Here is a 24,743-nt window from a genome sequence, read left to right as displayed (position 1 = left end):
CAAAATGCGACAATAGGCGCGGTTATGAGATACTTTTTTCATTGATTTTGCTTATACGGCAACGATTGCGTCTCTGAATTCTGCATTACGTAAACGTTAAACTTGTTAAAAAGGAAATGACATGTCCGGTATTGAAGCGGTTTTTTTCGACTGTGACGGTACGCTGGTAGACAGCGAAGTTATCTGTTCACGGGCCTACGTCCATATGTTTAAAACATTTGGCATTACGCTCGATCTGGAAGAGATTTTTAAACGTTTCAAGGGCGTGAAACTCTACGAAATCATCGACATCATCAACGAAGAACACGGGACAAAGCTGGCAAAGTCAGATTTAGAACCCGTTTACCGCGCAGAGGTCGCACGCCTTTTCGACACGGAACTTGAGGTGATCGATGGTGCTAACGATCTGATTGATGCGGTTGATATCCCGATGTGTATCGTCTCAAACGGTCCGGTCAGCAAAATGCAGCATTCGCTGGGCAAGCTGGGGATGTTGCATCATTTCCCGGATAAGTTATTCAGCGGCTACGATATTCAGCGCTGGAAGCCCGATCCGGCGCTGATGTATCACGCGGCCAAAGCCATGAACGTCAACGTCGAGAACTGCATTCTGGTGGATGATTCATCAGCCGGAGCCCAGTCAGGAATTGATGCCGGGATGGAGGTGTTCTACTTCTGCGCCGACCCGCATAACAAACCGATCGATCATCCGAAAGTCACGACGTTTACCGATTTGGCGCAGCTGCCGGAACTGTGGAAAGCGCGCGGCTGGAAAATTACGCGATAAATGAAAAAGCCGGATGGCGCTAGCGCTTATCCGGCCTACAAATCCCGTAAGGCGGATAAGCAAAGCGCCATCCGCCAATACTGTTACTCTTTCGGCTCTTTACCCGCCAGTAGCTTATCCAGCTCATCGCCGCCGACGTGACGGAAATCCTGTCCCTTCACGAAGTAGAAGATGTATTCACAGATATTCTGGCAGCGATCGCCGATACGCTCGATAGAACGGGCGCAGAATAGCGCGGTCAGCACGCTTGGAATGGTGCGCGGGTCTTCCATCATATAGGTCATCAGCTGGCGCACGATACCCTCGTATTCCTGGTCAACTTTCTTGTCTTCACGGTAGATACGCACCGCTTCGTCCAGATCCATACGCGCAAAGGCATCCAGCACGTCGTGCAGCATCTGCACGGTGTGGCGGCCCAGCGATTCCAGGCTCACCAGCAGCGGCTGGTGCTGGTGGGAGAATTTCTCCAGCGCGGTGCTGCAGATTTTGTCCGCAACGTCACCAATACGTTCCAGCTCAGCGATGGTTTTGATGATAGCCATCACCAGACGCAGGTCGCTCGCCGTTGGCTGACGTTTAGCGATAATGCGTACGCAGGCTTCGTCGATCGCCACTTCCATCATGTTGACGTGCTTATCGCCTTCAATGACGCGTTTTGCCAGCTCGCTGTCCTGGTTATGCATCGCGGTAATCGCATCAGAAAGCTGCTGCTCTACCATGCCGCCCATGGTCATCACCTGGGTGCGGATGCTTTCCAGTTCTGCGTTGAACTGGCCGGAAATATGTTTATTGAGGTTTAAATTGTCCATCATTTCTCCAGATGCCCAAATAATTCCGAGCGAAAACAGGACGGCCGACTCGGCTCTCTGTTCTCGCCTGAAAAATAAAGGACATATCAACCATAGCGGCCAGTAATATAATCTTCAGTCTGTTTTTTCGCGGGCTTGGTGAACAGATCGTCCGTGTTGCTAAACTCAATCAATTCGCCCAGATACATAAACGCCGTGTGGTCGGAACAACGCGCAGCCTGCTGCATGTTGTGGGTCACGATAACCACGGTGTAATCCTCTTTCAGCTCGGTGATAAGCTCTTCAATACGCCCGGTGGAAATCGGGTCAAGCGCTGAGCACGGTTCATCCAGCAGCAACACTTCCGGGCGAATCGCGATACCGCGCGCGATGCACAGACGCTGCTGCTGACCACCGGAGAGAGAGTACCCGCTCTGGTGCAGTTTATCTTTGGTTTCATTCCATAATGCGGCCTTGGTCAATGCCCACTGCACGCGCTCATCCATATCGGTACGCGACAGCTTTTCAAACAGGCGGACACCAAAGGCGATGTTGTCATAGATAGACATCGGGAACGGCGTTGGCTTCTGGAACACCATGCCCACTTTGGCACGCAGCAGCGCGATATCCTGGGTATTGGTGAGAATATTGTCGCCATCCAGCAGAATTTCACCTTCCGCGCGCTGCTCTGGGTACAGTTCAAACATTTTGTTGAAGGTACGCAGCAGCGTCGATTTGCCGCAGCCCGATGGGCCGATAAACGCGGTGACCTGGTTTTTCGCGATATCCAGGTTAATGTTCTTCAGGGCATGGAATTTGCCGTAGTAGAAGTTCAGGTCACGTACTGAAATCTTACCCGGAGTTGTGTTCACCATACTCATCTCAATCTCTTCCTCATCCAGCGCCGCCGTTGGCCGCGCTGTAAAAAATTAACCGTGTTTCTTCTTCGCGAAAATGACGCGCGCCAGAATGTTCAGCAGCAGTACGCACAGAGTGATAATCAGCACCCCGGCCCAGGCCAGTTGCTGCCACTCCGCAAACGGGCTCATCGCAAATTTAAAGATGGTCACCGGCAGGTTAGCAATCGGCTGCATCATGTCGGTGCTCCAGAACTGGTTGGAGAGCGCGGTAAACAGCAGCGGGGCAGTTTCACCCGCGATACGCGCAATCGCCAGCAGGATACCGGTCATAATCCCGGAAATAGATGCTTTGAGCGTAATGGCCGAAATCATCCGCCATTTTGGCGTTCCCAGCGCATAGGCCGCTTCACGCAGGCTATCCGGCACCAGCTTCAGCATATTCTCGGTAGTACGAATCACGATTGGCACCTGCAGCAGTGCCAGCGCAATTACGCCCGCCCAACCGGAGAAGTGCTGCATCTGCGCCACCACGATGGTGTAGACGAACAGCCCAACCACGATAGACGGTGCGGAAAGCAGAATATCGTTAATAAAGCGGATAACCTCGGCCAGCCAGGATTTGCGCCCGTACTCAGCAAGGTAGATACCCGCCATAATGCCAAGCGGTGTACCAAAAACGGTCGACCACAGAATCAGCAGGCCGCTGCCCGCCAGGGCGTTTGCCAGACCACCGCCCGCGGTGTTCGGCGGTGGCGTCATTTCGGTAAACAGCGCCAGCGACATCCCGTCGATACCGCGGGTAATGGTGGCCATTAAGATCCACACCAGCCAGAACAGGCCGAAGATCATGGTGGCCATGGAGAGCGTCAGCGCGATGCGGTTCTTCATGCGGCGACGCGCCTGCATCTTGCGGCGAGACTCGGCCAGCTCAGCGGTGCTTTGCATTTCCAGAGTGGTCATGAGCGTGCCCCCTCATTCTTCGCCAGGCGCATAATCATGAACTTCGATGCCGCCAGAACGATAAAGGTAATCGCAAACAGGATCAGGCCCAGTTCCATCAGGGCGGAAACGTGCAGACCGGATTCCGCTTCGGCAAATTCGTTCGCCAGCGCGGAGGTAATGCTGTTGCCCGGCATATACAGCGAGGCGCTGTCGAGCTGGTAGGTGTTACCGATGATAAAGGTCACTGCCATGGTTTCACCCAGCGCGCGGCCAAGGCCGAGCATCACACCGCCGATAACCCCATTTTTAGTGAACGGCAGGACGATACGCCAGATAACTTCCCAGGTGGTGCAGCCGATGCCGTAGGCCGACTCTTTCATCATCACTGGAGTCTGTTCGAACACATCACGCATAACGGCGGAGATATACGGGATAATCATGATGGCCAGGATGACACCTGCCGCCAGGATACCGATACCAAACGCCGGGCCGGAGAACAGTGCACCGACAAACGGGATGTTAGAAAGAATATTACCGACCGGCTCCTGGAAGTAGGTCGCGAACAGCGGAGCAAAGATAAACAGCCCCCACATGCCGTAAACAATACTGGGGATCGCCGCCAGCAGTTCAATCGCGATACCTAACGGGCGTTTAAGCCAGTTTGGTGCCAGTTCAGTCAGGAAGAGTGCGATGCCGAAGCTCACCGGAACGGCGATTAGCAAAGCGATAACGGAGGTGACGATCGTACCGTAAATCGGTACCAGCGCGCCGTAGACATCGTTCGGTGCATCCCACTCTTTGGTCCACAGGAAGGCGAAGCCGAACTTCTCCATGCTGGGCCAGGAAGAGATGACAAGGGAGACAATAATCCCGCCCAACATCAATAGCACAATCAGCGCAGCCAGTCTTACCAGCGCGCTGAATATCATGTCACCCTTTTTACCCGGTGGGTTAAAAGCAGGCTTGGTTGCAGCCATAAATTACTCTTTCAGTTTAAAATCCGCGACGACGTTTACAGATGCCCGGCGTCACCGCCGGGCTACCGTAATCAGTACAGCGCTTTACCGCTGCTATCTTTTACGTTGGTCTTCCATGCAGCACGAACCTGCTCAACCACGCTTGCCGGCAGGGTAGCATAATCCAGCTCGTTAGCCTGCTTCCCACCGTTTTTGTACGCCCAATCAAAGAACTTCAGCACTTCAGCGCCCTGCTCAGGTTTCTTCTGCTCTTTGTGAACCAGAATGAAGGTGGTGGAGGTAATTGGCCACGCGCCTTCGCCTTTCTGGTTGGTCAGGTCCTGCGCGAAGGATTTGCTCCAGTCAGCGCCTTTAGCGGCGTTGGCGAAGTTCTCTTCGGTTGGGCTAACCGCTTTACCGTCAGCAGAAATCAGCTTGGTGTAAGCCAGGTTATTCTGCTTAGCGTAAGCATATTCAACGTAGCCAATTGCACCCGGCAGACGCTGTACGAAGGCGGCGATGCCGTCGTTACCTTTACCGCCCAGACCGGTCGGCCAGTTCACGGTAGAACCAGAACCGATTTTGGATTTCCACTCTTCGTTCACTTTCGCCAGGTAGCTGGTGAAGACGAAGGAAGTACCGGAACCATCAGCACGACGCACTACGGCGATATTCTGCGAAGGCAGCTTAACGCCTGGGTTCAGTTTGGTGATGGCTTCGTCATCCCACTTCTTAATCTTGCCGAGGTAAATGTCACCCAGCGTTTTACCGTCCAGCACCAGCTCGCCTGATTTCAGGCCAGGGATGTTAACGGCCAGCACAACACCGCCGATAACGGTCGGGAACTGGAACAGGCCTTCCTGCGTCAGTTTTTCGTCAGACAGCGGAGCGTCAGACGCGCCGAAATCTACGGTGTTAGCAGTAATTTGTTTTACGCCACCGGAAGAACCGATACCCTGGTAGTTAACTTTGCTACCGGTCTCTTTTTGATAGGTATCTGCCCATTTGGCATACACTGGCGCAGGGAAGGTTGCACCTGCACCTGTCAGGCTTGCTGCTGCAAACGCAGAGAAAGCGCTCATCGATAAGGTCGCGGCGACAACAGTTGCGACAGTGGTACGCATAACTTTCATAATGTCTCCTGCAAGAATTCGTAAAGTATTGTTTAGTGGCTACGATGAGCAAAATAGGATAAACAGGTGACAGTTATATGTAAGGTTTATGACAGTTTAATGACAACAGAAGCCCTGCAAAAAGCATCATTATTAAAATCAATAAAATCAGATAATTATAAAAATAATTTACAATAAAATTTCAAAACAATTTTCTTTTTATGACAGCAAAATTGCTGCGCTTTATGACAGTTATAGCAGGTAAAAAAAATCCGGCTATGCCTGAGACATAGCCGGATGGTTTAGCCATCAATCGTGATTATTCGACGGTCACGGATTTTGCCAGGTTACGCGGCTGGTCAACGTCGGTGCCTTTGATAAGCGCCACGTGGTAAGACAGCAGCTGTAGCGGAACGGTATAGAAGATAGGTGCAATCACCTCTTCAACATGCGGCATCTCAATGATGTGCATGTTGTCGCTGTTAGTGAATGCCGCATCTCTGTCGGCAAACACGTACAGCTCGCCGCCGCGCGCGCGAACCTCTTCAATGTTGGATTTCAGTTTTTCCAGCAGTTCGTTATTCGGCGCGACCACAATCACCGGCATATCGGCATCAATCAACGCCAGCGGGCCGTGTTTCAGTTCGCCTGCCGCGTAGGCTTCTGCATGGATGTAGGAGATCTCTTTCAGCTTAAGCGCGCCTTCCAGCGCAATCGGATATTGATCGCCACGTCCAAGGAACAGCGCGTGATGCTTGTCAGAGAAATCCTCGGCCAGCGCTTCAATGCGTTTATCTTCCGACAGTACCTGTTCAATACGGCTCGGCAACGCCTGCAACGCATGAACGATATCCTGCTCGACGGCCACATCAACGCCTTTAAGACGCGCCATTTTCGCCACCAGCAGCAGTAGCACCGTTAACTGCGTGGTAAAGGCTTTGGTCGAAGCAACGCCAATTTCCGCGCCCGCTTTGGTCATGATTGCCAGATCGGACTCACGCACCAGCGACGAACCGGCGACGTTACACACCGCCAGCGATCCCAGATATCCCAGCTCTTTAGTCAAACGCAGACCGGCCAGCGTATCGGCAGTTTCGCCTGATTGCGACAGGGTGATAACCAAGCTGTTTGGGCGCACGGCAGATTTGCGATAACGGAATTCCGAGGCAATTTCGACATCGCACGGCATGCCAACCAGCGATTCAAACCAGTAGCGTGCGACCATTCCGGAGTTGTAGGAAGTACCGCAAGCAATGATCTGAATGTGCTCAACCTTAGAGAGCAGCGCATCGGCCTGTGGCCCAAGTTCGCTTAAATCCACCTGACCATGGCTGATACGCCCGGTTAAGGTGTTTTTAATCGCGTTCGGCTGCTCATAGATCTCTTTTTGCATGTAGTGGCGATAGATACCTTTATCGCCCGCATCGTACTGCAGATTGGATTCAATCTCCTGGCGCTTCACTTGGGCACCAGATTTATCAAAGATCTCAACCGTACGGCGCGTAACCTCCGCGATATCACCCTCTTCAAGGAAGATAAAGCGACGGGTAACAGGCAAAAGAGCCAGTTGGTCTGAAGCGATAAAGTTCTCACCCATGCCAAGGCCGATAACCAGCGGGCTACCGGAACGGGCGGCCAGCAGAGTGCTTGGGTCGCGGGAGTCCATAATCACCGTGCCATACGCACCGCGCAGCTGCGGGATCGCGCGTAAAACAGCTTCACGCAGCGTACCGCCCTGCTCCAGCTCCCAGTGTACGAGGTGAGCAATCACTTCGGTGTCGGTGGCGGAAACAAAGACGTAGCCACGCGCCTGCAGCATTTCGCGCAGCGGTTCGTGGTTCTCTATGATGCCGTTATGCACCACCGCAATGTGGTCAGAGACATGCGGATGCGCGTTGCTTTCTGAAGGTTCGCCGTGGGTCGCCCAGCGGGTATGAGCAATACCGGTACCGCCAGGTAGAGGGTGCTCTTCCGCAGCCTGCGCCAGCATCTGGACTTTCCCCAGGCGACGCAGACGGGTCATATGACCTTCCGCATCCACCACCGCCAGACCCGCTGAATCATAGCCACGGTATTCCAGACGACGAAGACCTTCGAGAAGGATTTCAGCTACATCACGTTGCGCGACTGCGCCAACAATTCCACACATAGTTTATTAGTTCCGATTTTTACGCGTTGTCGGTCAACCTGTTGCCCGTATACCGGGCGCCCCGAGCCTTGTAGAGAGTGGGGTTATTTTTATAGGTACTGCTTTGTGGAAGGGAGATTATGTTATCTCCTCATCCGTTGTCTGCCGGATAAGCGAAACGCCATCCGGCAAAAAAGTTACTTTTTCTTCACCGGACGCTGCCAGCCCTGTTTATGGACCTGCGGTACACGGCTTAACACCAGTTCATTATCCGCCACGTTACGGGTGACAGTCGTTCCGGCGGCAATGGTGACGCCTTTGCCGATAGTGACCGGGGCCACCAGCTGGGAATCAGAACCGACAAACACGTCGTCGCCGATAATGGTTTTAAACTTGTTGGCGCCGTCATAGTTGCAGGTGATGGTACCCGCACCGATATTGACGTTATCACCAATTTCCGCATCGCCCAGATAGGTCAAATGACCCGCTTTCGAACCTTTACCCAGACGCGCTTTTTTCATCTCAACGAAGTTACCGACGTGAGCGCCTTCCAGCAGTTCCGCACCTGGACGCAGACGAGCGAACGGCCCGATGGTGCAGGCGGCCTGCAGCGTCGCATCTTCCACCACGCTGTACGGACTGATTTCACAATCGTCGCCAATGGTGCTGTTTTTAATCACGCAGCCTGCGCCAATTTTGACCCGCTGGCCCAGAACCACATTGCCTTCAAGGATAACGTTAGTATCAATCTCCACATCACGCCCGTGAGAAAGCGTGCCGCGCAGATCAAAACGCGCAGGATCGCGTAGCATGACGCCCGCCAGCAGCAGTTTTTCTGCCTGCTCGGACTGGTAGACGCGCTCCAGGCGCGCCAGCTGCAGACGGTTATTCACCCCTTCCACTTCGCTCAAGCGCTCCGGGTGTACCGCGGCAATCTCATGTCCTTCCTGGTACGCCATGGCGATGATATCGGTGATGTAGAATTCGCCCTGTGCATTGTTGTTGTCGAGCTTCGCCAGCCAGCGCTTCATGTCCGCACCGTTGGCAATCAGGATGCCGGTATTAATTTCTGGGATCAGACGCTGCTCGTCAGTCGCATCTTTGTGCTCAACAATACCGGTGACTTTGCCGTTTTCACGGGTAATACGCCCGTAACCGCTCGGATCGTCCAGCACCACCGTCAACAGACCGATACCGCCCTGTGGTTTCGCATCGCGCAGGCGCTGAAGCGTCTCAGCGGAGATCAGCGGGACATCGCCGTAGAGCATCAGAATATCTTCGTCATCGGCAAAGAACGGCGCGGCCTGCTGCATCGCGTGGCCCGTGCCAAGCTGTTCAGCCTGCAGCACCCAATTGAGGTTGCCTTCGGTTAAGGTCTGCTTGAGTAAATCACCGCCGTGACCGTACACCAGATGTACCTGGGTTGCGCCAACATGGTTAGCGGCATCAATGACATGCTGCACCATCGGTTTACCCGCGAGGGTGTGCAGTACTTTAGGGAGATCGGAATACATACGCGTGCCTTTGCCGGCGGCAAGGATCACAACGCTCATGGTACGGTTAGACATAGGTATCCTGTCTTTAGTTTAAGTATGAAGTAAACCGGGTTCGCGTTGAAAATTCTACATATTTTTCAGCATGAAATGGCCTGCTGCTAAAACGACCAACATCCTCGGTAGCCCTGTTTTTCTACCCTTATTTTCGTCCATATCAAATCCATTTGTCTTGTAAGAATTAAGACCGGATGCCAGTTTTCGCGCTATCTCGCTGCTTATGCTGTTTTTTTGCTACCTGAATAAAGAACACTTGAAATTAAAACAGTGTTTTATTTACTCATTATTGTGACAGACAAAAAAGAAACGGTGTTTTGATTTGGCGATAATTACGCCAATCAACCCTTCAGGAAGATAACATGAACAAGAAGATACCTCTGGCTCTTACCCTTTGTAGCGCAGCACTCTCTCTCTCGGCGCAGGCCGAAACGCCTGAGCAATGGAAAGCTATCGCCTTCGGGCAGTCCACCGATATCAACTTCTCCTCCAACGTGCTGGCGGAGAAAGTGGGCGTCAATAACGTGACGATTGATGGCAAAACCCTGACATCACAGCAGGTAGCCGATCTCAGTAAACCCATCACCATTGAAAGCCGTGGTGGGAAAATTGCCAACTCCCACGACGGCCTGACTTTCTTCTACACCGTACTACCGGTCGATAAGAATTTTGTCCTCGCCGCTACCGTCACCGTTGACCAGTTCGGCCCGGAAAACGGTGCCAAACCGGCCGCCCAGGAAGGGGCTGGGCTGCTGGTGCGCGATATTATCGGTATCCCGCGCCAGGAACCGCTGAAAGAAGGCTATGAAGAGTTCCCCGCAGCGTCAAATATGGTGATGAACGCCATTATGACCCAGGATAAAAAGGATGATTTCCGCGTGAAATTACAGGCTATTTCACGTAATGGGATCATCCAACCCTGGGGTAATACCGGGTCTGAAATTAAAAAAGTCAGCTACAAAGAGGGCGTGGACCTCCACCAGTCGCCAACCTTCCGTCTTAAGCTCGAACGCACCAATGAGGGCTTTGTGACCGCCTGGGCGCCGGCTGGCAGCGAGGAGTGGGTTACCCAGCAGGTACCGCACGCCGACCTCATCTCCGTGCAGGACAAAAAGCAGTATTACGTCGGCTTCTTTGCGTCACGAAACGCCAAAATCACCGTTAGCGATGCATCGTTGACGACTTCCGAGGCGAAAACAGTGTCCTCTAAACCGTTTGTCGCCAAATCCTGGCCGGTGGTGATGCAGGTGGCATCAGGCAGCCAGAGCCTGACTCAGAACTATACGTTGCAGGCTCGCGCTAACTATGACGGTCAGTTCACCGTACGACAAAACGAAGTGGTGATCGGGGAGAATAAACCGGTGAAAGCCGGGGAAATGTTCACCCAGCCTGCGACACTCAAAGAGGACAATAGCTTCCAGATAACCTTTACCCCCACCAGCGGTAAAGACCGCACGCCGGTTGAGCAGAATCTGACGGTAAGCCAGGTGAAAAACATCACCAGCAGCACTCTGTATGCGGCGGCCAACGGAAAAGCCGATGCTAAAGGCACCGCAGAGTCACCATTGGATCTGAGCACCGCCATCGAGCTGCTACCGCCGGGTGGTAAAATTATGCTCGCTGCCGGTGACTATCCAAAAACCGATATCCCACTTTCCGCAAGCGGCCTGGAGAAAAGCCGTAAAACGCTGGAAGCCCAGGGCAAAGCGGTTATCCACGGTATGTTGCTGGATGGCAACTACTGGACACTTCGTGGTATCGAGATAACCGATAAGAGCCTGCGTATTCAGGGCAGCCACAACCTGATTGAAAATGTGGTGGCCTATCGTAACGACGATACTGGCATCCAGATTTCATCAGTGGATAAGATCGGCCGCCCGCTGTGGGCAAGCCATAACCGCGTGGTGAATTCCGAATCCTTTAGCAACGAAGATCCGGGAAAGATCAATGCCGATGGGTTTGCCGTGAAGATGCGCGTAGGAGAGGGCAACCGTCTTGAAGGCTGTTACTCCCACGATAATATCGACGATGGCTTTGATCTGTTCAACAAGATTGAGGACGGGGCAAACGGGGTGGTGGTGATTGAAAACTCTATCGCGCGCAATAACACCAGCAACGGATTCAAGCTGGGCGGCGAAGGGCAGCCGGTGGCTCATGAGATCCGCAACAGCATCGCGGTAGGTAACCACCTCGATGGCTTTACCGATAACTTCAACCCGGGCAAGCTGGTGGTGGTGAATAACGTCGCCGTGGATAACCAACGCTTTAACTTTATCTTCCGCCCAAGCCCTTATGGCGATGCGACCACTCAGGGCGTATTCAGCGATAACATTTCACTGCGCAGCCAACCGGGGAAATATGATGATGCGGTAGTGGGTAACATCGATGCCACCAACTACTTTATTGAAAACGGGAAAAGCGTGAACAAGGAAGGGAAAGAGCTGCGTGCAGAGGATTTCCAGTCGCTTACGTTACCACAGCCGCTGGAGCGCAACGCGGATGGAAGTTTTAAAACCGGCAACTTCCTGACCAAAGACTGATAGCACGTTATAAGTCCCAAAAATACAAAGGTCGCCGTGAGGCGACCTTCTTCATTTTAGCGTTCCGTTTACACCGCATGTGTTGTGGTTTTCGTTAGCGGTACAGCGCATCACAGAACTGAGTCTGACCGGCAAGTGGGCGGTCAGCGCGGTAACCTTACAGGTTGAAGGTACCGAAAGAGATGTTCATAGAGCTGAAAAGAGCGATGATTTTGTTGATCAGTTTCATGATTTTTATCCTGCGATAGTAGTGGTAATTTCTGTGACTCAACTCACAAAACAAAGTCTACTCTTCTCATTTTTATCGATCAACAGCTTTGTGACGCGAATCACAAAATATTTAAAATACCTTTTCAATTTCAAATTTATTAAAACAAAACATAAAAAAAGCCAGCCTGGAAACCAGACTGGCTTTTTGACTTTCAAGCCGGTGTTACATCGCTTTTTTGGTCAACTCGATAACGCGCAGTTTAGCGATCGCTTTGGCCAGTTCCGCAGACGCCTGAGCGTAATCCACGTCGCCATGAGAGCTCTTAATGTGCTCTTCCGCTTTACGTTTCGCTTCAAGAGCTCGCGCTTCGTCGAGATCCTGACCACGAATAGCTGTATCAGCCAGAACGGTCGTGCTACCAGGCTGCACTTCAAGAATGCCGCCGGACAGATAGATAAACTCTTCATGACCGAACTGTTTAACGATGCGAATCATACCAGGCTTAATGGCGGTGAGCAGCGGTGCGTGACCCGGGAAAATACCCAGTTCACCTTCGCTACCCGTTACCTGGATTTTCTCGACCAGACCAGAGAACATTTGTTGCTCTGCGCTGACGACGTCCAGGTGGTAAGTCATTGCCATATCACCCTCCGATTAAGGCGTTAAAGTTTTTTGGCTTTTTCCACTGCTTCGTCAATGGAACCGACCATGTAGAACGCCTGCTCTGGCAGGTGATCGTATTCGCCGTCCATGATGCCTTTAAAGCCACGGATGGTGTCTTTCAGGGAGACGTATTTGCCCGGAGAACCGGTGAATACTTCTGCCACGAAGAACGGCTGGGACAGGAAGCGCTGAATCTTACGAGCGCGTGCTACCACCAGTTTATCTTCTTCAGACAGCTCATCCATACCCAGGATGGCGATGATGTCTTTCAGTTCCTGATAACGCTGCAGGATGGACTGAACGCCACGAGCGGTGTCGTAGTGTTCCTGACCAACAACCAGCGGATCCAGCTGACGGCTGGTGGAGTCCAGCGGGTCAACGGCCGGGTAGATACCCAGGGAAGCGATCTGACGGCTCAGTACCACGGTTGCATCTAAGTGAGCAAAGGTGGTTGCTGGGGATGGGTCAGTCAAGTCATCCGCAGGTACGTATACCGCCTGAACGGAGGTGATAGAACCGGTTTTGGTGGAGGTGATACGTTCCTGCAGAACGCCCATCTCTTCCGCCAGAGTCGGCTGATAACCTACCGCTGAAGGCATACGGCCCAGCAGTGCAGATACTTCTGTACCGGCCAGGGTGTAACGATAGATGTTATCGACGAACAGCAGTACGTCGCGACCTTCGTCACGGAACTTCTCAGCCATGGTCAAACCGGTCAGCGCTACGCGCAGACGGTTTCCTGGTGGCTCGTTCATCTGGCCGTAAACCAGGGATACTTTATCGATAACGTTGGAGTCGGTCATTTCGTGGTAGAAGTCGTTACCCTCACGAGTACGTTCACCTACGCCCGCAAACACAGAGTAACCGGAGTGCTCAATCGCGATGTTACGAATAAGCTCCATCATGTTTACGGTTTTACCAACACCCGCACCGCCGAACAGACCAACTTTACCGCCCTTAGCAAACGGACACATCAGGTCGATAACTTTGATGCCGGTTTCCAGCAGTTCCTGAGAGTTTGACAACTCTTCGTAGGAAGGAGCTGAACGGTGGATAGCCCAACGCTCTTCTTCACCGATGTCGCCTTTCATGTCTACCGGTTGACCCAGTACGTTCATGATACGACCCAGTGTTGCTTTACCTACCGGGACTTCGATTGGGTGTTCGAGGTCTTTTACATCCAGACCGCGACGCAGACCGTCGGAAGAACCCATAGCGATGGTACGTACGATACCGCCGCCGAGCTGCTGCTGAACTTCCAGCACCAGCACTTCATTACCATTCTGAACCTCAAGGGCTTCGTACACACGCGGTACGGCATCCTGAGGGAATTCGACGTCAACTACGGCGCCGATTACCTGGACAATTTTTCCAGTAGCCATCTTGAATCCTCTACGAATTAACCTGGTTATACCGCGGATGCACCACCGACGATCTCGGTGAGTTCCTGAGTAATGCTGGCCTGACGAGCTTTGTTGTATACCAACTGCAGCTCTTTAATCAGGCTGCCGCCATTGTCGGTCGCGGCTTTCATCGCCACCATACGTGCGGCCTGCTCGCTGGCCAGGTTTTCTACCACGCCCTGATAAACCTGAGACTCGACATAACGACGCAGCAGGGTATCCAGCAGCGCTTTCGGGTCTGGCTCATACAGGTAATCCCAGGATTTACGCTTCAACTCACTATCATCTGATGCCGGCAGCGGCAGCAGTTGAACAATGTTTGGCGTCTGAGACATGGTGTTAATAAATTTGTTGCTGACAATATAAAGCTTGTCCAGACGACCTTCATCGTAGGCCTGCAACATCACTTTTACCGGACCGATCAGTTCGGACAGGGCAGGTTTATCACCCATACCTGTTACCTGAGCGACGATGTTGCCACCTACGGAATTAAAGAAGGACACGCCTTTAGAGCCGATCATTGCGATATCGCACTGAACGCTTTTTTCGGACCATGCCTTCATTTCCGCCAGCAGTTTTTTGAACAGGTTAATGTTCAAACCACCGCACAGACCACGGTCGGTAGACACCACCAGGTAGCCCACGCGTTTAACGTCGCGTTCTTCCAGGTATGGGTGCTTATATTCCAGATTACCGTTCGCAAGGTGACCAATCACTTTGCGCATGGTATCTGCATAAGGACGGCTGGCCGCCATGCGATCCTGCGATTTACGCATTTTGGAAGCGGCGACCATCTCCATCGCTTTAGTGATCTTTTGCGTGTTCTGGACGCTTGCGATCTTACTACGTATCTCTTTTGCGCCGGCCATGAGCTTCTCCTCAATGCCTTACGGCCTGCCCTAAGACAGGCCGCTAGACTTTACCAGGACTGGGTTGCTTTGAAGGAATCGAGGATGCCTTTCAGCTTGCCTTCGATTTCGTCGTTATAGCCACCGGACTGGTTGATCTCTTGCATCAACGGAGCGTGATCACGGTCAACGTAAGCCAGCAGAGCGGCTTCGAAGCTACCGATTTTCGCCAGTTCAACATCCGCCAGATAACCACGTTCTGCTGCGAACAGAACCAGAGACTGCTGCGCGACAGACATCGGCGCATACTGTTTCTGTTTCAGCAGTTCAGTTACTTTCTGACCGTGGTCCAGCTGCTTACGGGTTGCATCATCAAGGTCAGATGCAAACTGGGAGAACGCTGCCAGTTCACGATACTGTGCCAGAGCGGTACGGATACCACCGGACAGTTTTTTCATGATCTTGGTCTGCGCTGCACCACCAACACGGGATACGGAGATACCCGGGTTAACCGCAGGACGAATACCGGCGTTAAACAGGTTGGTTTCCAGGAAGATCTGACCATCGGTAATGGAAATTACGTTGGTCGGAACGAACGCAGAAACGTCACCCGCTTGGGTTTCGATAATCGGCAGAGCGGTCAAAGAACCGGTTTTCCCTTTCACTTCACCTTTGGTGAAGGCTTCAACGTATTCGGCGTTAACACGCGCAGCACGCTCCAGCAGACGGGAGTGCAGATAGAATACGTCGCCCGGGAATGCTTCACGTCCTGGTGGACGACGGAGCAGCAGGGAAATCTGACGGTAAGCAACGGCCTGTTTGGACAGGTCATCATAAATGATCAGCGCATCTTCGCCGCGGTCGCGGAAGTATTCGCCCATTGCGCAACCAGCGTATGGCGCCAGGTATTGCAGTGCAGCGGATTCAGACGCAGTTGCCACAACAACGATGGTGTTAGCCAGCGCGCCGTGTTCTTCCAGTTTACGTACCACGTTAGAAATGGTGGACGCTTTCTGGCCGATAGCCACGTATACGCACTTGATGCCGGAATCACGTTGGTTGATGATGGCGTCGATTGCCAGCGCGGTTTTACCGGTCTGACGGTCGCCGATGATCAGTTCACGCTGACCACGACCGATTGGGATCATGGCATCAACGGACTTATAACCAGTCTGCACTGGCTGATCAACGGATTGACGTTCGATTACGCCTGGTGCGATAGCTTCAACGGCAGAGAAGCCGTCGTTGTCCAGCGCGCCTTTACCATCGATTGGTGCACCCAGGGTGTTAACCACACGGCCCAGCAGGCCACGGCCAACCGGAACTTCCAGGATACGACCAGTACACTTAACGGTCATGCCTTCGGCAAGGTCAGCGTACGGACCCATCACAACTGCACCTACGGAGTCGCGCTCCAGGTTCAGTGCGATAGCGTAACGGTTACCCGGCAGGGAAATCATTTCACCCTGCATACAATCGGCCAAGCCGTGGATGCGGATAACACCGTCACTTACAGAAACAATAGTACCTTCGTTGTGAGCTTCACTCACAACACTGAACTGAGCAATGCGCTGCTTGATCAGTTCGCTGATTTCGGTGGAATTCAGTTGCATGCTCCAGTCCCCTTAAGACTGCAAGACGTCTGCAAGGCGATCAAGACGGCCGCGTACGCTACCATCAATGACCATATCACCCGCACGGATGATAATACCTGCCATTACAGACTTATCGATTTTGCAATTCAGCTTAACTTTGCGTGACAGACGCTTTTCCATCGCGGCGCCGATCTTCGCAAGCTGTTCTTCACTCAATGCGATGGCTGAAGTGATTTCTACCTCAGAGGTAGCCTCACTCGCAGCACGCAGGTGAATGAACTGCTCGAGAACATCCGGGAGCACCTTAAGACGACCATTTTCAGCCATGACCTTAACCAGGTTCTGACCATTTTCGTCCAGTTGCTCACCACAGACAGCGATAAACGATTTAGCGAGCGTTTCTGGCGCCATCGCGCCAGACAGAAGCTCTGCCATTTGTTCGTTCTTCGTCACTTCGGCGGCAAACGCCAGCATATCCTGCCAGCGCTCTACGCTTTTGTGTTCGACGGCAAAGTCAAAAGCTGCTTTGGCGTAGGGGCGAGCTACCGTAATAAATTCAGACATCAGCCCCTCCCTCCTTACAGTTCAGCGACAAGTTTATCCACGATGTCGCTGTTAGCAGCTTCATCCACGGAACGTTCGATGATCTTCTCGGCGCCAGCAACAGCCAGGATAGCAACTTGCTTACGCAGTTCTTCGCGAGCACGTTTACGCTCGGCGTCGATTTCTGCCTGAGCCTGTGCCACGATTTTAGTGCGTTCCTGTTCTGCTTCAGCTTTCACTTCGTCCAGAATCTGGGAGCGACGTTTATTCGCCTGCTCAATGATTACCTGGGCTTCCGCTTTTGCTTTTTTCAGCTGGTCGGTCGCATTGGCCTGTGCAAGGTCCAAATCCTTTTTAGCTCGTTCTGCAGAAGAAAGACCGTCAGCAATTTCTTTTTGACGTTTTTCGATGGCTGCCATTAATGGCGGCCATACGTATTTCATGCAGAACAGAACGAAGAGGACAAACGCGATGGCCTGGCCGAGGATTGTTGCGTTAAGATTCACAGCACAATGCCTCTTTATCTAGTTAACGTTCTGATATTGCTCTTACTTAATTCAAAGCAACGCTTACTACGCGACAGCGAACATCACGTACAGACCCAGACCTACAGCGATCATAGGGATAGCATCCACCAGACCCATAACGATAAAGAACTGAGTACGCAGCAGAGGAATCAGATCCGGTTGACGCGCTGCGCCTTCCAGGAATTTGCCCCCGAGGATGCCGATACCGATCGCAGCACCGATTGCCGCCAGACCCATCATCACAGCGGCAGCCATGTACAGCAGATCCATATTCAGGTTTTCCATGACAGTCTCCAGTTTGTTTCAGTTAAAACGTAGTAGTGTTGGTAAATTAATGCTCTTCAGACGCCATCGACAGATAGACGATCGTCAGAACCATGAAGATGAAGGCTTGCAGCGTAATAATCAGGATGTGGAAAATGGCCCATGGCACATTCAGAATCCACTGTGACCACCACGGCAACAGACCAGCAATCAGAATGAAAATCAGCTCACCGGCATACATGTTGCCGAACAGTCGCAGACCCAGAGATACTGGTTTGGACAGCAGGCTTACCCCTTCAAGGATTAAGTTGACAGGAATAAATGCCCAGTGATTGAACGGCTGCAGCGTCAACTCTTTCGTGAAGCCACCGATGCCTTTCATTTTGATGCTGTAGAACAGAATCAGGATAAACACGCCCAGTGCCATAGACAGGGTAATGTTTACATCCGCAGATGGAACCACGCGCAGCGCCGGCAGGCCCAGTATATGCTCAGCAATATACGGCAGCAGGTCGATAGGCAGTAAGTCCATCAGGTTCATCAGGAAGACCCAGACAAAGATCGTCAGGGCTAGCGGTGCGATAACCTTGCTCTTGCCATGGTACATGTCTTTGACACTGCCATGAACGAAGCCGATTACCAGCTCAATCGCGGTCTGAAATTTACCTGGCACGCCGCTGGTCGCTCTTTTAGCAACGCTACGGAACGTAAGCAGGAACAACAGACCCAGCACCACCGAGAAGAACATGGAGTCAATATTGAGCGTCCAGAAGGTGGCTGGGGGGTTATGCGGATCTACCAGCGAGAAAGTACGCAGATCAAGCTGAAGGTTATTCAGGTGATGACCTATGTATTCCTGCGGCGTCATATTTTCAGAAGCCATGATGCCTTTTACCCTTTGTTGTTAATTACAGCGGGTGCCAGTATCTGAACCACTAGCACCAAAATCCATGTCACGATCAGCGGCAAGAATACCGCCTTCAAAACCGCCAGCGCCACTATCAGCAACACCAGCATCGCTAACACCTTGAACGCTTCCCCGAAGGCGAACGTCCAGGCAACTCGGCCTTTAGCGGGTGTATGCGCCTGATGACGCCAGGCAAATATCATAAACAACATATTAGGCAGTAACACTGCCAGGCCTCCACACGCGGCGGAGATGCCCCAGAAGGGGTCTTTTAGGCTGAACAGCAATCCACTTGCTATTACTGCCAGAAGCTGAATGAACAGAAGCTTACGAGCAACGTTTCGACTCACGAGCGACATAGACATCACGTTTTAACTCCTGCTCCCTTTGAGGTATGCCGCGTGTCGTATAAAACGTTCTTTAAAGCTCAGAGTCAAGCATCAAAAAGCGGTCAAATTATACGGTGACGCCCCGTTAATTCAAACAATAAGTAGCCAAAACGTGAATAAATATTTAAATATTTTTCATTCGCGCTATTTTTCTACTTTTCGACAAAGTGTGAACGATCGTACAAAAGTGCAAAAGCAGCGAAAACAGTGATTATAAAGCGTGCACAAGATCACACATTAAACATTTTAGCTCTAAGCCTTTGAATCAATGCAGCAAAAGACGAGTTCTCATCGTTTTGATATCTAAGACTAAAATTGCCCACTCTTTTAAAAACACGCCGATACAGAACAAAAACCATTCATTGACATTTATAATAAATTATTAACATGCCTGAATGACGTCAGAGCTGATTTTTAGCAGGCTGATATTTTCCATGTTTACTATTTTTAGCATTAACAAAAAAAGCTGAGTTACTGAGAAGATAAAACAACGTTAAGTATGGGTTAAACATAGCAAGCCACAGACCTTTTTTTTCACCCATTTGTTAACACCAAAAACCGCACTTTTTATGCACTTTTTTTGATAAAAATTAACTTTTATTTGGCTTAATAATCACCAAATGACGCTCCCCTTCCAGATGAGGAACCTTCAGCTCAACAACCGACTCCACGCTAAACTGAGCGGGAAGTTGCGCAATCTCGTCTGTTGGCAGCACACCTTTCAGGGCATAGAAGCGACCGTCTTCTCCAGGCAGATGATGGCACCAGTTCACCATATCCGTCATCGAGGCAAAAGCACGGCTAATTACGCCATCAAATGGAGGCTCTGCCAGGAACTCTTCAACGCGGCTTTGCACCGGGGTAATGTTCTCAAGCTTGAGCTCATGCTGCACCTGACGCAGGAAACGCACGCGCTTACCTAGGCTATCCAACAGGGTGAAATGGGCATCGGGACGCACGATAGACAGTGGAATACCCGGTAACCCAGGGCCTGTACCGACGTCGATAAAGCGCTCACCTTTCAGCGATGGCGCGACCACGATGCTATCGAGAATGTGGCGAACCAGCATTTCGTTGGGATCGCGAACGGAGGTCAGGTTGTACGCTTTGTTCCACTTGTGCAGCATATCAACATACGCCACAAGCTGATTTTTCTGGTGATCGGTGAGCGAAATTCCTGCTTCATCGAGCAGACGAGAAAGTTTGTTGAGCACGGTGATTACCCTGTCTAAAAATAACTTGCCCGGTAGCATGACGCTGACCGGGCCAATGAATCAATAAGGCAGATGCATCAGCATCCACCGAAGTGCCGGGTGAACGGCGCTATCACGCGCTACGGCGCAGCAGTCCCTGTTTTTTCAGCCACACCAGCAGAATGGAGATAGCCGCAGGGGTGATCCCGGAAATACGCGATGCCTGGCCGATAGAAACCGGTTTGTGATCGTTGAGTTTGGCGATCACTTCGTTAGACAAACCGTTTACCTGACGATAGTCCAGCGTCGCTGGCAGCAGCGTGTTTTCATTGCGCTGCTGTTTCTCAATCTCGTCCTGCTGACGAGCGATGTAACCTTCGTATTTCACCTGGATTTCAACCTGTTCTGCCGCCTGCGCATCTTCCAGCGCCGGAGTGAACGGGGTCAGAGTGGTCAGTTGCTCGTAGGTCATTTCCGGACGACGCAACAGATCTTCCCCGCTAGCTTCACGGGTCAGTGGCGCACTCAGGTGAGCATTCACTTCGGCTGCAGTCTCCGCCGATGGGTTAACCCAGGTCGATTTCAGGCGCTGACGCTCACGCTCGATGTTTTCCAGCTTCTCGTTGAAACGCGCCCAGCGGACATCATCCACCATACCCAGTTCGCGGCCGATTTCTGTCAGACGCAGATCGGCGTTGTCTTCGCGCAGCATCAAACGATATTCCGCACGAGAGGTAAACATACGGTACGGTTCTTTGGTCCCCAGAGTGCAGAGATCGTCCACCAGTACGCCCAGATAAGCCTGATCGCGACGCGGAGCCCAGCCTTCTTTCTCGGCCGACAGACGTGCGGCGTTCAGACCGGCCAGCATCCCCTGAGCGGCGGCTTCTTCGTAGCCGGTGGTGCCGTTAATCTGGCCCGCAAAGAACAGGCCCTGGATAAATTTGCTCTCAAGCGTTGGCTTCAGGTCGCGCGGATCGAAGAAATCGTACTCGATGGCATAGCCTGGGCGAACAATGCGGGCGTTTTCCATCCCCTGCATGGAGCGGACGATTTGCATTTGCACATCGAACGGCAGGCTGGTGGAGATACCGTTCGGATAAATTTCGTTAGAGGTCAGTCCTTCCGGCTCGAGGAAGACCTGATGCTGATTCCTGTCGGCAAAGCGCATTACTTTGTCTTCGATCGACGGGCAGTAGCGTGGGCCGATCCCTTCGATCACACCGGCATACATCGGGCTGCGATCGAGGTTATTACGGATCACCTCATGAGTTTTCTCATTGGTGTGCGTGACATAGCACGGCATCTGCCGTGGGTGCTGAGATGCTTTGCCCAGGAATGAGAAAACCGGCAGCGGATTGTCGCTATTTTGCTGACCCAGCACGCTGAAATCGATGGTCCGTGCGTCAATACGCGGCGGTGTCCCGGTTTTCAGACGGCTGACGCGCAGCGGCAGCTCACGCAGACGGCGGGACAACGAAATGGACGGAGGATCGCCAGCACGACCACCGCTGTAGTTATCCAGCCCAATGTGGATTTTGCCGTCAAGGAATGTCCCGACGGTCAGAACAACCGCTTTGGCGCGGAATTTAAGCCCCATTTGGGTTACAGCGCCAACCACACGATCGTTCTCAACAATCAGATCTTCGACCGCCTGCTGGAAGATCATCAGATTCGGCTGGTTCTCCAGCGCTGTGCGTACCGCCTGGCGATAGAGCACGCGATCCGCCTGAGCTCGGGTGGCACGAACGGCCGGGCCTTTGCTGGCGTTTAGTATCCTAAACTGAATACCCGCATGGTCGATAGCCGTTGCCATCAGGCCGCCAAGAGCATCCACTTCTTTTACCAGGTGTCCTTTCCCAATGCCGCCAATCGCCGGGTTGCAGCTCATCTGCCCCAGCGTGTCGATATTGTGTGTCAAAAGCAGAGTCTGCTGACCCATTCGCGCTGCGGCCATCGCGGCCTCAGTGCCTGCATGACCCCCGCCAATGATGATGACGTCAAAAGGATCCTGATAAAACATGGTGGTTTGCCTCGCGTAAAGCGGTTTGAAAATGGATTGAAGCCCGGGCCGTGGATTCTACTCAACTTTAGTCGATGGAGAAAGGGTTCGGATCTTGGGTATTAAAAAGAAGATCTTTTTATTTAGAGATCTGTTCTATTGTGATCTCTTATTAGGATCGCCAACTTCTGTGGATAAGTCCGATCCGGAATTTAAGATCAACCGTTTAAGAAGGATCGTTAGCTGTGAATGATCGGTGATCCTATCCAGTATAAGCTGGGATCAAAACGCAGGGTTATACACAGGTCAAAAACCAGGCAGAAGTTATTCTTTGGATAACTACCGGTTGATCCAAGCTTTTAACCAGTGTTATCCACAGAACAAAGTGCGATCTTTACAAATCTCTGAGCAAAAGATGCCACGATCCCACCCATATTTCGGCCGGATCTTCAGGAATCTCATGTTCGAGCACATTAATCTTAAGTGTTTCGCCAATCTGTTTGGCGCCGCAAGCCTTCAATTCTTCATCCAGCTTGTCGATAGCACCACAGAAGGTGTCGTATTCACGGCTACCTATTCCGATAGCACCAAAGCGCACCAGGGAAAGATCCGGTTTCTGCTCGCGTAATGCTTCATATAAAGGCAGCAGGTTATCAGGAATGTCTCCTGCACCATGCGTTGAGCTGACCACCAGCCAGATCCCCTCGCTCGGTAACTCATCCAGCATCGGGCCGTGCAGCATTTCGCTGGAAAAACCGGCATCTTCCAGTTTTTCAGCCAGGTGTTCTGCTACATATTCCGCACTGCCGAGAGTACTGCCGCTGATAAGAGTGATATCTGCCATGATCGCCCACCTATATAAAGAGGGCGTATTGTACGCTGTGAACGAGCTGGGATCTACCTGTGGAAAAATGTGGGATTAAAAAAGCCGATCATGGCTTTATGGTACGCATAATCGGGTTCTGCAGGACGATCAATGTCTCGGTGGACTGAATTTCATCAATTGTTTGGATCTTGTTGATAAGTACCTGCTGAAGAGCATCGATAGATTTACACATGACTTTAATAAAGATGCTGTAGTGGCCGGTGGTGTAGTACGCCTCGGTGACTTCATCCAGGCTTTCCAGTCGTGCCAGCGCGGAAGGATAGTCTTTGGCGCTCTTTAAAATAATGCCGATAAAGCAGCCTACGTCATAGCCTAGCTGCTTGGGGCTGACGTCAACATGCGCACCGGTAATGATCCCTGCCTGCTTCATTTTCTCGACGCGAACGTGAATGGTGCCGGGGCTAACGGCGAATTGTTTTGCTAATTCGGCATAGGCGGTACGCGCGTTGGCCATCAGGGCGTCAAGGATGCCGCGATCCAGATTGTCGATTTGATAATTTTCCATTGGTTTTTCTTATGATGATTAACGATTAACTCTATTTTAGCTATAAATTTTGATGAATCAAAAGTGAGTGAGGCTTTTTATTGTTTGATTATTGTATTAGTGACCTATTTTGTTGCTTAATCAATGGCAACAGGACGCAGGAGTAAAAATAATGAAAACCGCATACATCGCAAAACAACGCCAGATTAGTTTCGTTAAATCCTATTTTTCCCGTCAGCTGGAAGAGAAGCTAGGGCTCGTAGAAGTTCAGGCGCCGATCTTAAGCCGCGTGGGGGATGGGACGCAGGATAACCTGTCTGGTTGCGAGAAGGCGGTTCAGGTGAAGGTGAAAACACTGCCAGATGCCCAGTTCGAAGTGGTTCATTCACTGGCGAAGTGGAAACGTCAAACCCTGGGACAACACGACTTCAGCGCGGGCGAAGGGCTCTACACGCACATGAAAGCCCTTCGCCCCGATGAAGATAGACTGACCGCCATTCACTCCGTTTACGTCGACCAGTGGGACTGGGAGCGTGTAATGGGTGATAACGAACGCCACGTCGGTACGCTGGAAAGCACCGTCAAAGCCATCTGGGCGGGTATTAAAGAAACTGAAGCCGCTGTGAGCAAAGAATTTGGTCTGACACCGTTCCTGCCAGAACAGATCCACTTCGTCCACAGCGAAACGCTGCTGAGCCGTTATCCAGGACTGGATGCAAAAGGTCGTGAACGTGCAATAGCCAAAGAGCTGGGCGCGGTCTTCCTTATCGGTATCGGCGGCAAATTATCCGACGGTCAGCGTCACGATGTTCGTGCGCCGGACTATGACGACTGGAGTACTCAATCTACCAGCGGTTTTGCCGGTCTCAACGGCGATATCCTGGTGTGGAACCCGGTACTGGAAGACGCGTTTGAGCTCTCTTCCATGGGGATTCGCGTGGATGCCAAAGCGCTGAAACATCAGCTTCAGCTGACCGGTGACGAAGATCGTTTGCAGCTGGAATGGCACCAGGCGCTGTTGGGCGGCGAAATGCCGCAGACTATCGGCGGTGGGATTGGCCAGTCGCGTCTGACGATGCTGCTGCTGCAGCTTCCGCATATCGGCCAGGTACAATGCGGTGTGTGGCCAGCACAGGTACGTGAGAGCGTCTCTTCTCTACTGTAA

At 52.0% G+C, this 24,743-nt stretch carries 23 protein-coding genes; 3 read left to right on the top strand and 20 right to left on the bottom strand.

Features of this window, described 5'->3' with window-relative positions; genetic code table 11:
• The first annotated feature begins 121 nt into the window (after positions 1 to 121).
• Positions 122 to 787 (top strand): 6-phosphogluconate phosphatase, encoded by a 666-nt coding sequence (gene yieH, locus LZ634_RS12485; protein ID WP_234505456.1) that lies wholly within the window; start codon positions 122 to 124, stop codon positions 785 to 787.
• A gap of 83 nt (positions 788 to 870) precedes the next feature.
• On the opposite strand, the gene phoU is transcribed toward yieH, so the two are convergent.
• From phoU to glmU, 7 genes are all read right to left on the bottom strand, one after another.
• Positions 871 to 1,596, bottom strand: a complete 726-nt coding sequence (phoU, locus tag LZ634_RS12480; RefSeq protein WP_234505589.1) for a phosphate signaling complex protein PhoU — start codon at positions 1,594 to 1,596, stop codon at positions 871 to 873.
• A gap of 86 nt (positions 1,597 to 1,682) precedes the next feature.
• Complete coding sequence (gene pstB, locus LZ634_RS12475; RefSeq protein WP_035893601.1) at positions 1,683 to 2,456, bottom strand: phosphate ABC transporter ATP-binding protein PstB; 774 nt, start codon at positions 2,454 to 2,456, stop codon at positions 1,683 to 1,685.
• Between the two features lie 48 nt (positions 2,457 to 2,504).
• Complete coding sequence (gene pstA / locus LZ634_RS12470) at positions 2,505 to 3,395, bottom strand: phosphate ABC transporter permease PstA (protein WP_234505453.1); 891 nt, start codon at positions 3,393 to 3,395, stop codon at positions 2,505 to 2,507.
• Complete coding sequence (pstC, locus tag LZ634_RS12465) at positions 3,392 to 4,354, bottom strand: phosphate ABC transporter permease PstC (protein WP_061280367.1); 963 nt, start codon at positions 4,352 to 4,354, stop codon at positions 3,392 to 3,394. The genes pstA and pstC overlap by 4 nt, the downstream gene beginning before the upstream one ends.
• Positions 4,355 to 4,425: 71 nt before the next feature.
• The gene (gene pstS, locus LZ634_RS12460) at positions 4,426 to 5,466 is read right to left on the bottom strand and encodes a phosphate ABC transporter substrate-binding protein PstS (RefSeq protein ID WP_234505450.1); all 1,041 of its coding nucleotides are present in this window, start codon (positions 5,464 to 5,466) and stop codon (positions 4,426 to 4,428) included.
• A 298-nt stretch (positions 5,467 to 5,764) separates the two neighbouring features.
• The gene (gene glmS / locus LZ634_RS12455) at positions 5,765 to 7,594 is read right to left on the bottom strand and encodes a glutamine--fructose-6-phosphate transaminase (isomerizing) (protein WP_234505447.1); all 1,830 of its coding nucleotides are present in this window, start codon (positions 7,592 to 7,594) and stop codon (positions 5,765 to 5,767) included.
• Between the two features lie 176 nt (positions 7,595 to 7,770).
• Complete coding sequence (gene glmU / locus LZ634_RS12450; protein ID WP_234505444.1) at positions 7,771 to 9,141, bottom strand: bifunctional UDP-N-acetylglucosamine diphosphorylase/glucosamine-1-phosphate N-acetyltransferase GlmU; 1,371 nt, start codon at positions 9,139 to 9,141, stop codon at positions 7,771 to 7,773.
• 344 nt (positions 9,142 to 9,485) lie between these two features.
• On the opposite strand from glmU, the gene LZ634_RS12445 reads away from it, so the two are divergent.
• A complete protein-coding gene (locus tag LZ634_RS12445) occupies positions 9,486 to 11,663 on the top strand; it encodes a right-handed parallel beta-helix repeat-containing protein (RefSeq protein ID WP_234505441.1) in 2,178 nt (725 codons plus the stop codon).
• 433 nt (positions 11,664 to 12,096) lie between these two features.
• Here LZ634_RS12445 and LZ634_RS12440 read toward each other — a convergent pair whose 3' ends face one another.
• The 13 genes from LZ634_RS12440 to asnC all read right to left on the bottom strand — a co-directional run bounded on the left by LZ634_RS12440 (position 12,097) and on the right by asnC (position 23,599).
• Positions 12,097 to 12,516, bottom strand: coding sequence for a F0F1 ATP synthase subunit epsilon (locus tag LZ634_RS12440; protein ID WP_052284573.1), 420 nt, complete (start codon positions 12,514 to 12,516; stop codon positions 12,097 to 12,099).
• A 20-nt stretch (positions 12,517 to 12,536) separates the two neighbouring features.
• On the bottom strand, positions 12,537 to 13,919 hold the full coding sequence (gene atpD, locus LZ634_RS12435; protein WP_234505438.1) for a F0F1 ATP synthase subunit beta: 1,383 nt from the start codon (positions 13,917 to 13,919) through the stop codon (positions 12,537 to 12,539).
• Positions 13,920 to 13,945: 26 nt separating this feature from the next.
• A complete protein-coding gene (atpG, locus tag LZ634_RS12430) occupies positions 13,946 to 14,809 on the bottom strand; it encodes a F0F1 ATP synthase subunit gamma (protein WP_234505435.1) in 864 nt (287 codons plus the stop codon).
• A gap of 50 nt (positions 14,810 to 14,859) precedes the next feature.
• The gene (gene atpA / locus LZ634_RS12425) at positions 14,860 to 16,401 is read right to left on the bottom strand and encodes a F0F1 ATP synthase subunit alpha (RefSeq protein ID WP_035893616.1); all 1,542 of its coding nucleotides are present in this window, start codon (positions 16,399 to 16,401) and stop codon (positions 14,860 to 14,862) included.
• Between the two features lie 12 nt (positions 16,402 to 16,413).
• Positions 16,414 to 16,947 (bottom strand): F0F1 ATP synthase subunit delta, encoded by a 534-nt coding sequence (gene atpH, locus LZ634_RS12420; protein WP_234505431.1) that lies wholly within the window; start codon positions 16,945 to 16,947, stop codon positions 16,414 to 16,416.
• A 14-nt stretch (positions 16,948 to 16,961) separates the two neighbouring features.
• A complete protein-coding gene (gene atpF / locus LZ634_RS12415; protein ID WP_052284569.1) occupies positions 16,962 to 17,432 on the bottom strand; it encodes a F0F1 ATP synthase subunit B in 471 nt (156 codons plus the stop codon).
• Between the two features lie 66 nt (positions 17,433 to 17,498).
• The gene (atpE, locus tag LZ634_RS12410; RefSeq protein ID WP_000429386.1) at positions 17,499 to 17,738 is read right to left on the bottom strand and encodes a F0F1 ATP synthase subunit C; all 240 of its coding nucleotides are present in this window, start codon (positions 17,736 to 17,738) and stop codon (positions 17,499 to 17,501) included.
• Positions 17,739 to 17,784: 46 nt separating this feature from the next.
• Positions 17,785 to 18,600, bottom strand: a complete 816-nt coding sequence (gene atpB / locus LZ634_RS12405; RefSeq protein WP_052284568.1) for a F0F1 ATP synthase subunit A — start codon at positions 18,598 to 18,600, stop codon at positions 17,785 to 17,787.
• 8 nt (positions 18,601 to 18,608) lie between these two features.
• Complete coding sequence (atpI, locus tag LZ634_RS12400) at positions 18,609 to 18,989, bottom strand: F0F1 ATP synthase subunit I (RefSeq protein ID WP_052284567.1); 381 nt, start codon at positions 18,987 to 18,989, stop codon at positions 18,609 to 18,611.
• Between the two features lie 614 nt (positions 18,990 to 19,603).
• Complete coding sequence (gene rsmG / locus LZ634_RS12395; protein ID WP_234505428.1) at positions 19,604 to 20,227, bottom strand: 16S rRNA (guanine(527)-N(7))-methyltransferase RsmG; 624 nt, start codon at positions 20,225 to 20,227, stop codon at positions 19,604 to 19,606.
• A 112-nt stretch (positions 20,228 to 20,339) separates the two neighbouring features.
• The gene (gene mnmG, locus LZ634_RS12390) at positions 20,340 to 22,229 is read right to left on the bottom strand and encodes a tRNA uridine-5-carboxymethylaminomethyl(34) synthesis enzyme MnmG (protein WP_234505425.1); all 1,890 of its coding nucleotides are present in this window, start codon (positions 22,227 to 22,229) and stop codon (positions 20,340 to 20,342) included.
• Positions 22,230 to 22,602: 373 nt separating this feature from the next.
• A complete protein-coding gene (gene mioC / locus LZ634_RS12385) occupies positions 22,603 to 23,052 on the bottom strand; it encodes an FMN-binding protein MioC (RefSeq protein WP_234505422.1) in 450 nt (149 codons plus the stop codon).
• 88 nt (positions 23,053 to 23,140) lie between these two features.
• Complete coding sequence (gene asnC / locus LZ634_RS12380; protein WP_052284563.1) at positions 23,141 to 23,599, bottom strand: transcriptional regulator AsnC; 459 nt, start codon at positions 23,597 to 23,599, stop codon at positions 23,141 to 23,143.
• Between the two features lie 151 nt (positions 23,600 to 23,750).
• On the opposite strand from asnC, the gene asnA reads away from it, so the two are divergent.
• Positions 23,751 to 24,743: an aspartate--ammonia ligase gene (gene asnA, locus LZ634_RS12375; RefSeq protein ID WP_234505420.1), complete on the top strand. Its 993-nt coding sequence runs from the start codon at positions 23,751 to 23,753 to the stop codon at positions 24,741 to 24,743.

The organism is Kluyvera intermedia, assembly GCF_021440345.1.
In the GTDB taxonomy this organism is placed as follows: Bacteria; Pseudomonadota; Gammaproteobacteria; order Enterobacterales; family Enterobacteriaceae; genus Kluyvera; species Kluyvera intermedia_A.
This window is presented reverse-complemented; position numbering and strand designations above follow the sequence as displayed.

Excerpts from the sequence above, each read along its gene's own strand:
- atpG (WP_234505435.1), bottom strand. The coding sequence starts at position 14,809 with ATGGCCGGCGCAAAAGAGATACGTAGTAAGATCGCAAGCGTCCAGAAC.
- asnC (WP_052284563.1), bottom strand. The coding sequence starts at position 23,599 with ATGGAAAATTATCAAATCGACAATCTGGATCGCGGCATCCTTGACGCC.
- pstA (WP_234505453.1), bottom strand. The coding sequence starts at position 3,395 with ATGACCACTCTGGAAATGCAAAGCACCGCTGAGCTGGCCGAGTCTCGC.
- pstS (WP_234505450.1), bottom strand. The coding sequence starts at position 5,466 with ATGAAAGTTATGCGTACCACTGTCGCAACTGTTGTCGCCGCGACCTTA.
- atpB (WP_052284568.1), bottom strand. The coding sequence starts at position 18,600 with ATGGCTTCTGAAAATATGACGCCGCAGGAATACATAGGTCATCACCTG.
- LZ634_RS12440 (WP_052284573.1), bottom strand. The coding sequence starts at position 12,516 with ATGGCAATGACTTACCACCTGGACGTCGTCAGCGCAGAGCAACAAATG.
- glmS (WP_234505447.1), bottom strand. The coding sequence starts at position 7,594 with ATGTGTGGAATTGTTGGCGCAGTCGCGCAACGTGATGTAGCTGAAATC.
- phoU (WP_234505589.1), bottom strand. The coding sequence starts at position 1,596 with ATGGACAATTTAAACCTCAATAAACATATTTCCGGCCAGTTCAACGCA.
- glmU (WP_234505444.1), bottom strand. The coding sequence starts at position 9,141 with ATGTCTAACCGTACCATGAGCGTTGTGATCCTTGCCGCCGGCAAAGGC.
- atpI (WP_052284567.1), bottom strand. The coding sequence starts at position 18,989 with ATGTCTATGTCGCTCGTGAGTCGAAACGTTGCTCGTAAGCTTCTGTTC.
- asnA (WP_234505420.1), top strand. The coding sequence starts at position 23,751 with ATGAAAACCGCATACATCGCAAAACAACGCCAGATTAGTTTCGTTAAA.
- atpA (WP_035893616.1), bottom strand. The coding sequence starts at position 16,401 with ATGCAACTGAATTCCACCGAAATCAGCGAACTGATCAAGCAGCGCATT.
- mnmG (WP_234505425.1), bottom strand. The coding sequence starts at position 22,229 with ATGTTTTATCAGGATCCTTTTGACGTCATCATCATTGGCGGGGGTCAT.
- pstC (WP_061280367.1), bottom strand. The coding sequence starts at position 4,354 with ATGGCTGCAACCAAGCCTGCTTTTAACCCACCGGGTAAAAAGGGTGAC.
- atpH (WP_234505431.1), bottom strand. The coding sequence starts at position 16,947 with ATGTCTGAATTTATTACGGTAGCTCGCCCCTACGCCAAAGCAGCTTTT.
- atpD (WP_234505438.1), bottom strand. The coding sequence starts at position 13,919 with ATGGCTACTGGAAAAATTGTCCAGGTAATCGGCGCCGTAGTTGACGTC.
- atpE (WP_000429386.1), bottom strand. The coding sequence starts at position 17,738 with ATGGAAAACCTGAATATGGATCTGCTGTACATGGCTGCCGCTGTGATG.
- mioC (WP_234505422.1), bottom strand. The coding sequence starts at position 23,052 with ATGGCAGATATCACTCTTATCAGCGGCAGTACTCTCGGCAGTGCGGAA.
- yieH (WP_234505456.1), top strand. The coding sequence starts at position 122 with ATGTCCGGTATTGAAGCGGTTTTTTTCGACTGTGACGGTACGCTGGTA.
- LZ634_RS12445 (WP_234505441.1), top strand. The coding sequence starts at position 9,486 with ATGAACAAGAAGATACCTCTGGCTCTTACCCTTTGTAGCGCAGCACTC.
- pstB (WP_035893601.1), bottom strand. The coding sequence starts at position 2,456 with ATGAGTATGGTGAACACAACTCCGGGTAAGATTTCAGTACGTGACCTG.